The organism is Curtobacterium sp. VKM Ac-1393 (assembly GCF_015350995.1).
Taxonomy (GTDB): Bacteria; Actinomycetota; Actinomycetes; order Actinomycetales; family Microbacteriaceae; genus Curtobacterium.
Map to the genome: position 1 here is coordinate 297,329 of NZ_JADKRW010000004.1, position 12,903 is coordinate 310,231.

The window sequence follows — 12,903 nt, forward strand, 5'->3', positions numbered from 1 at the left end:
CGTTGGCGGGCGCTCGGCGGGTGCGCCTGCCAGGATGGTCTGAACGACCGCGCAGGTGCGCGACCGAGCGATGGGAAACCCTGATGACGAACGACGACCGGAGCAACCAGGACCGGACGGGCGACGGCCAGGCGCCGAGCTGGGGCGAATCCCCCCAGCAGCAGCCCGCCGCCGACGCACCCCGTTACGGCGAGCGGAGCGACTCGACGCCGCAGTACGGGCAGTCCGCCCCGCAGTACGGCGAGCAGCAGAACCAGTACGGGCAGCAGCAGGACCAGTACGGGCAGCAGCCGCAGTACGGGCAGCAGCCGTACGCCGCAGCGCCCGCGCACTCCGGCTCGCCCGCGTGGCAGAGCTACGAGGAGCCGAAGGCCAAGAAGAAGACCATCGGCGTGGTGGCGTTCGTCCTCGGCGTCGTCGCCGTCGTCCTCGGCGTCATCGCCGGGTACGTGTTCGGTACGACGCTGGTCAACAGCTCGGTCTTCGACCAGATGGTGCAGAACGGCGGCAGCACCACGCCCGACCAGTCCGAGATGAACGCGCTCGCCAGCGACCCGGGCTTCCTCGTGGGCGGGCTGCTCTTCGGAGCCGGCACGCTGCTCGGGCTCTGGGCCATCGTGCAGGGCATCATCGCCGCGGTGACCAAGCGCGGTCGCGGCTGGGGCATCTTCGGCCTGGTCCTCGCGGTGCTCGGCCCGATCGCCGTGTTCGTCGCGTACGTGGCCGTGGCCGGGGCCGCTGCCGCCGGCTCGATGTCCTGATCCGCAGACCAACAACGGCCCGTCGTGCTCCGGCACGGCGGGCCGTTCTCCGTCCACCGGCGCGAAGCCTGAGCGCGTCGCACCGACCGCTCCCGGCGGAGCGCGGCTACCCTCGAACCGATGTCCCTCCCGCCCGACGACCGTCAGCAGCCCGACCAGTCCGACCCCTCCCGTGAACCGCGCCACGCGGCTCCCGTGACGGCCGGGGTCAGCCCGGGCAGCACCTTCGCGCCCATCAGCCTGCGGCCGGCGGTCGACGTCGACGCCGTGCACCAGCGGCTGCGCGACCTCGGCCAGAGCCGCAGCACCGAGGCGCTCGCCGAACGCGCCGAGCTCCTCCGCCTGCTCGGACGCCTGGACGAGTCACTCGTGGTCGCCGAAGAGGTCTTCCGCCTGGCGATGTTCACCGGGGAGCGACAGGACAAGGTCGCAGCCCGGATCCGCCGCGCACACATCCTGCACGACCTCGGTCGGCACGAGCGTGCCGCGACCGAGGCAGCCATGGCCCGCGACACCGCAGCGACCGAGGAGTGGCCGGAACTCGAGGGCGCCGCCGCCGAGATCGAGGGGTGGTCGTTGTTCGAGAACGACCGCTTCGACGAGGCCCGCGCCGCACTGTCCCGCGCGTACCAGGCGTTCCGCCAGGCCGGAGCGCCGTCCGAGCGCACCGACGCCCTCCGCACCGCGGTCGAGGCCGCGATGCGCGCTTCGATCACGCACCCCGCCGAACCCGCCGACCGGCCGCGGACCGCACGCGAGGTCGCCGCACGTCGCGCCGAGGACGACGAACCGATCGTCCGCGTCGCCGAACCCGTCAAGCAGGTCCCGCCGATCCGACGCCGGGTGCTCGGCGCGCCGGACGCCGCACGGACCGAGGCCGACGACATCTGGGGCCGGATCGCCGCACGGGCAGCCAAGAAGGGCCAGGCCGACCCCCGCGCCGACCTGTGACCGCACTCGAGACCGTCCGCGGGCGTGCCGAGGCACTCATCGCGGAACACCTCGGAACCGGCTCGTGGGCCTTCGCCTTCGACCACGCGAAGACCCGCGCGGGACAGTGCGACTTCGCCCGGAAGCGCATCACGGTGAGCCGGCACCTGGCCGCGCGGTTCTCGGACCACGACGTCGAACAGGTCCTGCTGCACGAGGTCGCCCACGCCCTGGCCGGAGCACGCGCCGGCCACGGCCCGAAGTGGAAGCGGACCGCCGCAGCGATCGGGTACACGGGCTCGCGCCTGCACGACGGCCCGATCGCCAGCGAGCTCGCCCCGTGGATCGGGACCTGCCCCGCCGGACACGAGCACTTCCGCTACCGGACTCCCACCCGCCCGCTCGCGTGCGCCCGCTGCTCGCGCCGGTTCGACGCCCGCAACGCCATCGTCTGGCGGCGCCGGACCGCAGCGGACGACCCCTCGACGGTGGCCTCGACTACCGCATGAGTTCTGCGGCGCTCGGAGGCGCGCCGGTAACCCGTTAGCCTGGACGGATGCACACGGGGCAGCACATCCGCACGGACGCCGGATCCTCCTGGTTCTTCGACGCCGGTCGGATCGCCCTGGACTTCGCGCACACCGGCGGTTTCGCCGACGACCCGGACGGCCGACGCCCCCGATCGCAGCTCGGCGAGCTGCTGGCGAGCCCGGCGGACCTGGACGAGTGGCTCAGCGACCACACCGAGCCGATCGACGTCGGGGCGAGCGCACGGGAACTGCAGGACGCCCGCGCGCTGCGCGCGGCGATCGCCCGCCTCGCCGTCGCGGCGGCCCCCGGCCCGGCGACCACCGCTGCGGAGCGCACCGCCGTCGCGGCGGGCCTGCGTGCCGGGACCGGCCGCACGCGCCCCGCGCCCGACGACATCGACACCGTCAACCTGTTCGCCGCCCTGCCGGACGTGCCCCCGAGCCTCCCGGGTGGCCGACGCCGCGCCGGAGCCAACCGCGTCCGCCTGGCCCAGGCACTGTCCAGCGTCGCGCGCGACGCGGTCGCGCTGTTCACCGAGGTCGGCTTCGACGACGTCGAGGCCGACGGCCGGCCGACGCGGCTGAGCCGGTGCTCGGCCGACGACTGCGCGCTGGTGTTCTACGACTCCTCGCGCGGTGGGACGCGTCGCTGGTGCTCCATGCAGCGCTGCGGGAACCGCGCGAAGGTGCGGGCGCACCGCGCACGTCGCGCAGCGGCCTGACCACCCTCCAACCACCGGACGAGGGTCCTCGAAGAAAAAGATTCGGTACGCCGAATTCTCTGGCATGCTGGGTTCCGTGACCGACACCGCCGCCGTCAGGACCACCGAGCAGCCCCCGGGCACACCGCGCCGCCGTGCCGCCGGCCTCACCCTGCTCGGCCCGGCGTTCGTCGCTGCCATCGCCTACGTGGACCCCGGCAACGTGGCGGCCAACCTCACCGCCGGCGCGAAGTACGGCTACCTGCTGCTCTGGGTCCTCGTGGCCGCCAACGCCAGTGCCGTGGTCGTGCAGTACTTGTCCGCCAAGCTCGGCGTCGTCACCGGCAAATCGCTGCCGGAGCACCTCGGACTGCGGATGCGTCGCACCCCCCGGCTGCTGTTCTGGGGCCAGGCCGAGATCGTCGCGGCCGCGACCGACGTCGCCGAGGTCATCGGCGGCGCACTCGCGTTGCACCTGCTGTTCGGCCTGCCGCTCGTCGCCGGCGGGCTCGTCACCGGAGTCGTCTCGATGCTCCTGCTGACCCTGCACAGCCGTCGCGGGACCCGGACCTTCGAGGCCGTCGTCACCGCGATGCTCGCGATCCTGACCATCGGCTTCTGTGCCGGACTGCTCTTCGCCCAGGTCTCCCCCGCCGAACTCGTCAGCGGCCTGGTGCCGCGGTTCGAGGGATCCGAGTCGGTGATGCTCGCGGCGTCGATGCTCGGTGCGACGGTCATGCCGCACGCAGTGTACCTGCATTCCGCCCTCGCCCGCGACCGGCACGGCGACGTGCCCGCCGGCCCCGAGCGCCGCCGCGTGCTCGTCGCCACCCGGTGGGACGTGGGCCTCGCGCTGGTCGTCGCGGGTGGCGTGAACATCTGCATGCTCGTCCTGGCCGCGGCGACGCTGCCCGGCGTCGCGGACACCGACTCGATCCCCGGTGCACAGCGGGCGATCGCCGAGCACGTCGGCCCGGCCGTCGGGGTCCTGTTCGCCGTGGGGCTGCTGGCGTCGGGGCTGGCCTCGACCTCGGTCGGTTGCATGGCCGGCGCCGAGATCATGAAGGGACTGCTGCACGTGCGGATCCCGCTCGTGGCCCGCCGCGTGATCACCCTGGTGCCGGCGATCGTGCTGCTCGCGATCGGTGCGGACGCGACCATGCTGCTCGTGGTGAGCCAGGTGGTGCTGAGCTTCGGGATCGCGTTCGCGATCGTCCCGCTGGTCGTCTACACGTCGCGCCGCAGCATCATGGGCACGGACGTGAACGCCGCGACCACCCGCGTGGTGGCGTGGGTGATCGCGGCGGTCATCGTGGCGCTCAACGTCGCGCTGATCGTGCTCACGGTGACGCAGTGAGCGCGGACGGTCGTCACTCGACGACCGTGACGTCCTTCCAGAACGCGACGTAGCCCGAGTAGTCCTTGCCGACGCGGTCGAACGACGACGGGATCGGCGTCGGGTAGGACCACGCGCGGTCCTGCAGCGCCTGCCCGTCCACGTTCACCGTGAAGTACTGCGTGTCGCCCTTCCACGGGCAGTGGTACTGGGTGGGGCTCTCGGTGAACAGCTCGGACTTCACGCTCGACGGCGGGAAGTACCAGTTGCCCTCGATCTTGATGAGGTCCTCTTCCGGGGCCTCCGCGATCACCGTGTCGCCGACGACTGCCTTCATGCGTTGCTCCTTCGCTCGCTGGTGCCGGACGGCCTGGACGGCACACCGGTCCCTGTCCGCCCGAACGCTACGCCCGGCCCCGCGATTCCCGCAGGACGACCAGCTCCGGACCGGCGGCGAGCGCCGCGTGCACGTGGTCGCGTCCGAGGACACCGGCGCTCTCGGATGCGGAGACCAGGTGCTTCACCCCTCGCCGGAGCCCGGTGTACGCCGCGCAGGCGGCGGCAGCCTCGGGTGAGGTGTGGTCGATGCCGACCACGGCGAGCGCGTCGACGACGGCGCCGGCTGCGAGCAGGTCCTCCACGGCGAAGTCGGGTGCATCGGGCACGTCGACGGTCTCGCCCGCGGCTTCGGCCGCGTCGTCCAGCGCACCGGCATGGTGCAGCCCGGCGGCGACGACCGCGACGATGCACCGGTCACCACGCTCGGCCTGGAGGCACGTCACCCGTTCGGCGATCGCTCCCGCGTTGGCGAGGTGGCCCAGCACGACCTCCGGACCGTCCGGCAGCTGGGCGGTCGCGTTCCGCACCGCCCGGCGCTGCGCGCCCGCGTCCGGCGTGTTCGGGAGGACGTCCACCCAGACGACGAGGTGTGCGCCGTGGGCGATGCGTTCCGCGCCACGGGCGCCCCACGCGAACCGGACCTGGTACTGCTCCTGGGTGCGTTCTGCCACGTCCGTCACGATAGCCGTCCGGACGATGCTGTCCCTCTCCACAGGGTGACCCTCCGACAGGCTCCGCCATGGTCGACGACCGTAGGATGCACTTCCATGGAGATCGCCCCCGCGCCCACCTTGACCGGCGACCGAGTGACGCTCGAACCCCTCTCGCAGGAGCACGCGGACGACCTGCGGGCAGCGGTGACCGACGGCGATCTGTGGCGCACCTGGTACACCTCGATCCCGGCGCCCGCCCAGGTCGAGGACGAGATCGACCGTCGCCTGGCGGAGCACGAGGCCGGCCGCATGGTGCCCTTCGCGGTGCGGGACCGCCCGACCGGCCGGGTGGTGGGCTCGACGACCTTCATGAACATCGACGCGGGCAACCGGCACGTCGAGATCGGCAGCACCTTCCTGGCACGGTCGGCGCAGCGTTCCGGCATCAACACCGAGTCGAAGCTGCTCATGCTGTCGCACGCGTTCGAGGCCTGGCAGTGCATCGCGGTGGAGTTCCGGACCCACTGGCACAACCAGCAGTCCCGCGCGGCGATCGCCGGGCTCGGGGCGAAGCAGGACGGCGTCCTGCGGAACCACGCGATCGGTCGGGACGGCACGCTGCGCGACACCGTGGTCTTCTCGATCATCGCGTCGGAGTGGCCGGCCGTGCGGCTGTCCCTGGCCGAGCGGCTCCGGCGACACGACCGCGCCGAGGGGTCGCGCCGCCGGTCCGCCCGGCACGCCTGACCGCCGCTCGGATCCGCACAGCGCCGCGGCGTAGCGTCACGACCATGCACGTCGGTATCCGGATCGTCCTCGATGCGCCGGTCGATGCCGTGCGCGATGCCCTGCTGTCCCCGGCCGTGATGGTCGCGGTGACGAAACCGTTCCTGGTGTACCGCTCGCGCAGCCCCGAGGGCTTCCCCGAACGGTGGGAACCGGGGCACCCGCACCCGATCACCGCGAGTGCGTTCGGCCTCGTGCCGAGCGGCGACACGCACGTCGACCTCGACCTGTACGAGATCGACGGCGTCCCCGTGCAGCGCGACAACGGCGGCGGGACGAGCGGGCTGTTCGGCCGGATGACCATGCGGCACCGGATGGCGGTGGTGCCCGCTCCTGGTGACCGGACACTGCTGATCGACCGCCTGACCTACCGGATGCGCCCCTGGCCACTCGGGGCCTTGCTGTGGCCGGGGATGTGGGTCATCTGGCAGTGGCGGGCGTACCGGATGCGTGCGCTCGCACCCACCTGGCGGGCGGATGCTGCCTGACCGGGGCGAGTCGGGCCTCCCGTCCACCGCGCAGCGGGCGTAGCCTCGACCACGTGAGCCAGACGCGCCCCCAGGAGCCGACGACCGACGACCGTGTGCGCAGCACGCTGGCGACCGTGGACTGGCGGCGCATGACGTTCGACCTGTACCGCCGTGTCCGCGCCACCCCCGACCCGCAGACGGCGCACGCGCTGTGGCGCGAGACGCGCGACGCGATGTTCGCGGAGCACCCGGCGTCGCCGCTGCTCGACGAGGACGCCCGCGACTTCGAGTCGTTGCCCGTGCCGGACTACGACCCGGCCTGGCGCTTCCGGGTCCGCATCGAGGCGACGGAGCCCGCCGAGTTCGACTTCGAGACCGGCACCGACGGCGTCGTCCACTTCGACCGCCTCGGCCTCGTGCGGGTCCCCGGAGTCGGCACCCTCGACGTGTGGAAGCACGGCGGCTACGCGGGCGGGGTGTTCGTGCCCGTCAAGGACTCCAGCGCAGGCAAGGCCCGCGGCACGTACGGCGGCGGGCGCTACCTGCTCGACACGATCAAGGGTTCGGACCTGGGCGGCGACGACGGCGACTCGCTCGTGCTGGACTTCAACTTCGCGTACAACCCGTCGTGCGCGTACGACCCGGCGTGGGCGTGCCCGCTCGCGCCTGCCGGCAACACCGTCCCGGTGCCGATCCCGGTCGGCGAGCAGTACGACTTCTAGGGTGGAACGCATGACAGGACTCGTCGCACTCGACGCCGGCGGCCGCGTGCCGCCCTTCGAGCAGGTCCGCTCGCAGATCGCGGCGCAGATCGGCGCGGGGTACCTCGTCGACGGTGAGCGGCTGCCCAGCGTGCGCGGGCTGGCTGACGAACTCGGGCTGGCGGCCGGGACGGTCGCGAAGGCCTACCAGCTGCTCGAGGAGGCCGGGCTCGTGCACACCGCGCGTGGTGCCGGTACCCGGGTGGTGCGCCCGGCCGAGGTGCCGGACGCGGTGGCCGATGCGGCACGCGCCCTGGCCGCCGCCGCCCGTGCTGCCGGGCTCTCGGCCGACCAGGCGGCGACCGCGCTCAAGGACGCCTGGCCCGCGTAGGGCCGAGCGGACGCCGGTCCGCTCAGCAGTGCTCGAACACGTAGGCGTCGTCCTTCGGGGTCACCAGGTCGCGGTCGCGCAGGATCGTCATGGCCGGGCGGCTCGTCAGCTTGCAGACCGACCCCCACGAGCGCTCGAGGGTGTCCGAGTACTCGATGTCGATGACCCGCCCGCCGTAGGCCTTCGTGTAGGCCGAGCACTCCCGGTACTGCACGCACTCCTCGGCGACGACGAAGTCGAACCCGGTCTGCTTCCGGCCCGACGCCCCGAGCTGCGGCGTGTTCTTCTGCCCGACGGCCAGGCCGTGGCGGTGCCCCGTGGCCACGAGCGACTTCGCGAGCGCGAGGTTGCCGGCGCGTGTGAGCCGCTTCCCGCTCCGGGTCCACGAGTCGAGGTTGTCGAACTCGACCGCGTCGAACCCGCGGTCGCCGCAGCGGGCGACGGTCTTCGCCAGCACCTTCGTGATGAGCGCACGCTTCGCCGCGGTCCGGGTGTCGAGGAGCATCTCGTCCGGCCACCCCGGGTCGGACACCGGCTTGCCGGCACGGTCGCGCAGGATCGCCGACGGGTAGGACTTCGTCCACGTGCGGGCGGACTCGGGCTGCGTCTGGAACCCGTTGACGTAGCAGATGTTGTACTTGCCCTTCGCGGGCTTCGCGGTGCTGTCCCGCTCGACGATGGTCACGCCGGACGGCGGGGTGTAGGAACCGCCGAGCTGGTAGTCCGGCCGGCCCGAGGTCGGCAGGTTCCGGTAGCTCGACGCTGCGCTCGACGGAGCGGCCTCGGCGCATCCGGCCGTGCCGAGGACGGCCACCAGGGCCATCGCGGTGGTGATGAGGACGGTTCGCGTGCGCACCCCGGAATCCTCCCACGACGACGCCGAACGGCCCGGCCCTGGGATCTGCGGGGTGCACGCGCTATGCTGGTCGTACTCGAGACGCCGATCGTCTCGTGCGTCGTACGGACGCCCCGAACTCCCGACCACGTTCCACTGATCCTCTGGTCGATGATCGAGCACCTCCCGAAGGTGCCCAGGCTTCTCTGCTGCGGCGACTGCGCCAGCCACCTCTGTTGGCGCGCATCCCGCCCGCGCGCTGCCTCAGAGCGCGCCCACAGCCGGTCCCATCCGGCTCGAAAGGTCACCATGACCACCAATGACCTCCGTTTCTCCGACCTCGGCGTCCCCGCGCCGATGGTCGCCGTCCTCGCCGACCAGGGCAAGGAGACCGCGTTCCCGATCCAGGAGGACACGCTCCCCGACTCCCTGCAGGGCAAGGACGTCCTCGGCCGTGGCCGCACCGGTTCCGGCAAGACGATCGCGTTCGCGATCCCGCTCGTCGCCCGTCTCGCCGCCAGTGGCCGCAAGCGCCGCGCCGGTCGCCCCCGTGCACTGGTGCTCGCCCCCACCCGTGAGCTCGCGACCCAGATCGACGTCGCCCTCGCCCCGCTCGCCAAGGCCATGGGCCTGAACACCACGACCATCTTCGGTGGCGTCGGTCAGGGCCGTCAGGTCGACGCCCTGCGCGGCGGCGTGGACGTCGTCGTGGCGTGCCCCGGCCGTCTCGCCGACCTCATGCAGCAGGGCCACGTCAACCTCGGCGACATCGAGGTGACCGTCCTCGACGAGGCCGACCACATGGCCGACATGGGCTTCCTGCCCGGCGTGACCAAGATCATGCAGGCGACGCCCGAGCAGGGACAGCGTCTGCTGTTCTCCGCCACGCTCGACAACGGCGTGGACAAGCTCGTCAAGAAGTTCCTGCACAACCCGGTGATGCACTCCGTCGACGAGGCGAACAGCCCCGTCGAGGCGATGACCCACCACCTGTTCGAGGTCGCCGACGCCGACGCGAAGAAGCACCTCGTGAGCACCCTCGCCTCGGGCAACGGTCGCCGCATCCTCTTCATGCGCACGAAGCACCACGCCAAGCGCCTCGCCAAGCAGCTCAGCAGCCAGGGGATCCCGGCCGTCGACCTGCAGGGCAACCTGTCGCAGGGCGCCCGTGAGCGGAACCTGGCGAAGTTCTCGTCCGGCGAGGCCCTCGTCCTCGTCGCCACCGACGTCGCCGCCCGCGGTGTGCACGTCGACAACGTCGAGCTCGTCGTGCACGTCGACCCGCCCACCGAGCACAAGGCGTACCTGCACCGCTCGGGTCGCACCGCCCGTGCCGGTTCGTCCGGTGACGTCGTCACGGTGACGATGCCCGCCGAGCGTCGCGACGTCGCGCAGATGATGCGCGCCGCAGCGATCAAGGTCACCCCGCAGCACGTCACCGCGACCTCTCCGGCGGTCACCACGCTCGTCGGCGAGATCGCGCCGATCCGCCACGTCGCCGAAGAGCCCGCGCAGCAGCAGCGTCAGCCGAAGCAGCGCTCCGCCGATTCCGCCGGTGACCGTGGTCGTCGTGGTCGCGGCAGCCGTCCGGGAGGCTCGGGTCAGCCCGCGCGCTCCGGCTCGGCTTCCGAGTCCGCCGGTTCGGCCGGGGGCCGTCAGGGCCGTCCGGCTCGCGGCGCACGTTCCGAGGGCACCGGGCGCTCCGCCGCCGCGGGCGCAGGCTCGACGGGCGGTCGCCGCAGCGGCGGCAGCCGTCGCGCCGGCAGTGACACCGTACGCGGTGGGTCCTCTGCCGTCTGGTCCTCGGACGGTGGCTACGCCGCGGGCCGTGGAGCCGGCCAGGAGTCGGGCGGGGGCCGTCGTGGCTCGTCGCGCCGCGCCTCCCGTCCGGCCGGCGCTGCCGACCGCCACTGAGCTGTCGACCGCCACTGACCCGTCGACCCGGCCCGCGCTGACCAGCGGGGGACAACCTTGGGGGCGCCTGCGAAGCGGACGCCCCCGAGGCGTATGGTCTCCTTCACCGGATGCCGCGCAAGCGGCTGACGGGGAAACGTCCGCTGTTGGAAGGAGTGCCTATGGCTGGGATCGAAGACATCAAGAACGCCGCTGAGAAGGCGGCAGGCAAGGTCAAGGAGGCCGTCGGGAACGCGACGGACAACGACCACCTCAAGGCTGAGGGCAAGACCGATCAGGTCAAGGCCGACACCAAGCAGGCGGGTACGAACGTCAAGGACGCCGCTTCCGGCGTCGCCGACAGCCTCAAGAGCGACCGCGACACGAAGTAACAAGCCGGTCCAGCACCGCGCTGCGAAGCCCCCGGATCCGATCGGATCCGGGGGCTTCGTCGTGTTCGGGCGCTGCGCCGTGCTCGGGGACCGGGCCGGTCGCTACATGAGCGCGCCGACCGACGCGAGGCCCGCGCGCAGCAGGGCGCCGCGGCCACCCTCCATGTCGTCGGCCACACCGTCCGACGCAGCCTCCATCGGGGTCATCCAGGTCAGCTCGAGGGCGTCCTGCCGGGGCTCGCACGTGCCGGTGACCGGGACGACGTAGGCCAGCGAGATCGCGTGCTGCCGCTCGTCGGTGTACACCGAGGCGCCGGGCAGCGGGAAGTACTCGGCCACCGTGAAGGGCGTCGGGCTCGACGGCAGCTGCGGGAACGCCATCGGGCCGAGGTCCTTCTCGAGGTGGCGGAAGAGCGCCGTGCGGATGGACTCGCCGAACATCACGCGACCGGACACCAGGGTGCGGACGATCGAGCCGCTCGGGGCCACGCGGAGGAGCACCCCGACCTCGGTCACGACGCCGAGCCCGTCGGTGCGGACGGGGATCGCCTCGACGTAGCAGATGGGGAGTCGACGACGCGCGTTGGCGAGTTCCTCGTCGGACAGCCAGCCGGAGTCGGGGTCGGGGGTTTGCAACGAGGCCATGCACCGTGTCTACCAGGGACTCCGTCGAGTTCGGCGGAGGGCGCGGGACTTGGGGATGGTTGATGCGTCAACTATTGTCGGCCACATGATCGATCGTGATGTCGTGCAGTGGACCCGGCCCGCGGAAGACCGCGCAGGGACACCACTGCTCGTGACCATGCACGGCGTGGGGTCGAACGAGCACGACCTGCTCGGACTCGCCCCCGCGCTGCCGTCGGCGTGGACGATGGCGTCCCTGCGGGCGCCGATGCCGTGGGGCCAGGGGTTCAGCTGGTACCCGCTCGGGACGCCGGGCTCCCCCGCGCTCGAGCCCGTCGACGCCGCGGTCGCCGAGGTGCTCGCGTGGATCGACTCCGTCGCCGCCGACCACCCGCGGATCGGGTTGCTCGGGTTCTCGCAGGGCGGGTCGATGGCGCTGCAGCTGCTGCGTGCACGGCCCGCTGCGTTCGCGTTCGCCGTGTCGCTGTCCGGTTTCGTGGTGCCGGGGGTGACGGACGCACGAGACGAAGCCGTCGCCGCCGTCCGGCCGCGGGTGTTCCTCGGGCACGGCGACCTCGACCCGGTGATCCCGGCCGAGGCGACCGCGCGCACGCAGGCGTGGGCCGCGGCGCACACGACCGTGACCGATCGCGGGTACGCGGGCCTGCCGCACGCGGTGTCGGCAGCCGAGCTGTCGGACGTGGCGGCGTTCATCGGGACGTAGGAGCGCTCGCACCGCGGTTCGGCGGTCGTCCAGTGTGCAGAAGACGTCGGGTCCGAGGTACTGACCCGACGTCTTCTGCTCAGTCGGCGAGGATCTGCAAGAGGTCCTTGCGGAGCTGGTCGACCTTGGCGGTGGCGGCCTTGGCCTGGTCCTCCGTCGCGGTCGTCCGGTACATCTGCAGGACGCCCATGGTCTTCCGGAGCGCCTCGAAGAACTCGCGCTGCGCGTCCGGGATCCCCGGGGCCGCGTCGAGTGCCGCTGCGATCTCGTCGGCCTTCGCCTCGGCCTCGGCCTTGCCGGCGTCGGTGAGCTCGAAGAGCGTCTTGCGGCCGTCGCCCGACGAGACCACGAGGTCTTCGTCGACGAGCTGCTGGAGCGTCGGGTAGACCGAACCGGGGCTCGGCTTCCAGGCGCCACCGGTGCGCTCGGCGATGGTCTTGATCACGGCGTAGCCGTTCTGCGGACCCTCGGCCAGCAGGCCGAGGATCGCGAGACGGACGTCACCGCGGCGGCGGCGTTCGCGACCGAAGCCGGGTCCGCCGAAGCCACCGAAGCCGGGGCCGAAGCCGGGGCCGAAGCCCATGCCCGGCCCGAAGCCCGGGCCGAAGCCACGGCCGCCGCGGCCACCGTGCTCGTCGTCACCGCGGTCGCGGCCGGGGAAGCCGGCACCGTGGTGCTGCCGCGCGCCGCCGAACCGGGGGCCGCGCGGGTGGTGGTTGCTGTCGTTGTCGTTGTGCATGGGGCGCATGATGCGTCCTTCCTTGGTGCTGAGTCGGCTCGCGATCGGTCTGACTGGTTTCGTCTTCGTCGTATCGCGATGTGTTTACGATAGATCGC

17 protein-coding genes are annotated in these 12,903 nt (G+C 72.3%); 12 read left to right on the plus strand and 5 right to left on the minus strand.

Translation table 11 applies throughout. The features are described from left to right. Positions 1-83: 83 nt before the first annotated feature. The 5 genes from ITJ59_RS10920 to ITJ59_RS10940 all read left to right on the plus strand — a co-directional run bounded on the left by ITJ59_RS10920 (position 84) and on the right by ITJ59_RS10940 (position 4,279). Positions 84-761, plus strand: a complete 678-nt coding sequence (locus ITJ59_RS10920) for a hypothetical protein (RefSeq protein ID WP_194651123.1) — start codon at positions 84-86, stop codon at positions 759-761. A gap of 120 nt (positions 762-881) precedes the next feature. Next, complete coding sequence (locus ITJ59_RS10925; RefSeq protein WP_194651124.1) at positions 882-1,712, plus strand: hypothetical protein; 831 nt, start codon at positions 882-884, stop codon at positions 1,710-1,712. Further along, complete coding sequence (locus ITJ59_RS10930) at positions 1,709-2,200, plus strand: SprT-like domain-containing protein (protein ID WP_194651125.1); 492 nt, start codon at positions 1,709-1,711, stop codon at positions 2,198-2,200. Before ITJ59_RS10925 ends, ITJ59_RS10930 begins: the two co-directional genes overlap by 4 nt. Positions 2,201-2,247: 47 nt before the next feature. Next, positions 2,248-2,943, plus strand: a complete 696-nt coding sequence (locus ITJ59_RS10935; RefSeq protein ID WP_194651126.1) for a CGNR zinc finger domain-containing protein — start codon at positions 2,248-2,250, stop codon at positions 2,941-2,943. A gap of 76 nt (positions 2,944-3,019) precedes the next feature. Continuing rightward, entirely contained in the window at positions 3,020-4,279 is a 1,260-nt protein-coding gene (locus ITJ59_RS10940) for an Nramp family divalent metal transporter (RefSeq protein WP_323749475.1), read from the plus strand. A gap of 13 nt (positions 4,280-4,292) precedes the next feature. Here ITJ59_RS10940 and ITJ59_RS10945 read toward each other — a convergent pair whose 3' ends face one another. Together ITJ59_RS10945 and ITJ59_RS10950 are read right to left on the minus strand one after the other, a co-directional pair. Continuing rightward, on the minus strand, positions 4,293-4,595 hold the full coding sequence (locus ITJ59_RS10945; RefSeq protein WP_111083501.1) for a DUF427 domain-containing protein: 303 nt from the start codon (positions 4,593-4,595) through the stop codon (positions 4,293-4,295). Between the two features lie 67 nt (positions 4,596-4,662). Beyond that, on the minus strand, positions 4,663-5,268 hold the full coding sequence (locus tag ITJ59_RS10950; RefSeq protein ID WP_194651128.1) for a hypothetical protein: 606 nt from the start codon (positions 5,266-5,268) through the stop codon (positions 4,663-4,665). Between the two features lie 96 nt (positions 5,269-5,364). On the opposite strand from ITJ59_RS10950, the gene ITJ59_RS10955 reads away from it, so the two are divergent. From ITJ59_RS10955 to ITJ59_RS10970, 4 genes are all read left to right on the plus strand, one after another. Beyond that, positions 5,365-5,997: a GNAT family N-acetyltransferase gene (locus ITJ59_RS10955; protein ID WP_194651129.1), complete on the plus strand. Its 633-nt coding sequence runs from the start codon at positions 5,365-5,367 to the stop codon at positions 5,995-5,997. Positions 5,998-6,041: 44 nt separating this feature from the next. Next, positions 6,042-6,524 carry a hypothetical protein gene (locus ITJ59_RS10960; protein ID WP_194651130.1) on the plus strand — a complete coding sequence of 161 codons (483 nt, stop codon included), beginning with the start codon at positions 6,042-6,044 and terminating at the stop codon, positions 6,522-6,524. Between the two features lie 131 nt (positions 6,525-6,655). Continuing rightward, the gene (locus tag ITJ59_RS10965) at positions 6,656-7,228 is read left to right on the plus strand and encodes a DUF1684 domain-containing protein (RefSeq protein ID WP_194651295.1); all 573 of its coding nucleotides are present in this window, start codon (positions 6,656-6,658) and stop codon (positions 7,226-7,228) included. A gap of 10 nt (positions 7,229-7,238) precedes the next feature. Then, positions 7,239-7,598 (plus strand): GntR family transcriptional regulator, encoded by a 360-nt coding sequence (locus ITJ59_RS10970; protein ID WP_228511368.1) that lies wholly within the window; start codon positions 7,239-7,241, stop codon positions 7,596-7,598. A gap of 22 nt (positions 7,599-7,620) precedes the next feature. On the opposite strand, the gene ITJ59_RS10975 is transcribed toward ITJ59_RS10970, so the two are convergent. Then, entirely contained in the window at positions 7,621-8,454 is an 834-nt protein-coding gene (locus ITJ59_RS10975; RefSeq protein ID WP_194651131.1) for an endo alpha-1,4 polygalactosaminidase, read from the minus strand. Positions 8,455-8,742: 288 nt separating this feature from the next. On the opposite strand from ITJ59_RS10975, the gene ITJ59_RS10980 reads away from it, so the two are divergent. Then, on the plus strand, positions 8,743-10,347 hold the full coding sequence (locus ITJ59_RS10980; protein ID WP_194651132.1) for a DEAD/DEAH box helicase: 1,605 nt from the start codon (positions 8,743-8,745) through the stop codon (positions 10,345-10,347). Between the two features lie 161 nt (positions 10,348-10,508). Beyond that, positions 10,509-10,718 carry a CsbD family protein gene (locus ITJ59_RS10985; RefSeq protein WP_111083508.1) on the plus strand — a complete coding sequence of 70 codons (210 nt, stop codon included), beginning with the start codon at positions 10,509-10,511 and terminating at the stop codon, positions 10,716-10,718. A 102-nt stretch (positions 10,719-10,820) separates the two neighbouring features. Here the strand turns inward: ITJ59_RS10985 and ITJ59_RS10990 are convergent, their stop codons facing one another. After that, entirely contained in the window at positions 10,821-11,363 is a 543-nt protein-coding gene (locus ITJ59_RS10990; RefSeq protein ID WP_111083509.1) for an NUDIX hydrolase family protein, read from the minus strand. 85 nt (positions 11,364-11,448) lie between these two features. Between ITJ59_RS10990 and ITJ59_RS10995 the strand changes: the two genes are divergently transcribed. Continuing rightward, positions 11,449-12,066 carry an alpha/beta hydrolase gene (locus tag ITJ59_RS10995; protein WP_194651133.1) on the plus strand — a complete coding sequence of 206 codons (618 nt, stop codon included), beginning with the start codon at positions 11,449-11,451 and terminating at the stop codon, positions 12,064-12,066. Between the two features lie 79 nt (positions 12,067-12,145). Here the strand turns inward: ITJ59_RS10995 and ITJ59_RS11000 are convergent, their stop codons facing one another. Then, positions 12,146-12,814 (minus strand): PadR family transcriptional regulator, encoded by a 669-nt coding sequence (locus ITJ59_RS11000; RefSeq protein WP_194651134.1) that lies wholly within the window; start codon positions 12,812-12,814, stop codon positions 12,146-12,148. Positions 12,815-12,903: the final 89 nt, after the last annotated feature.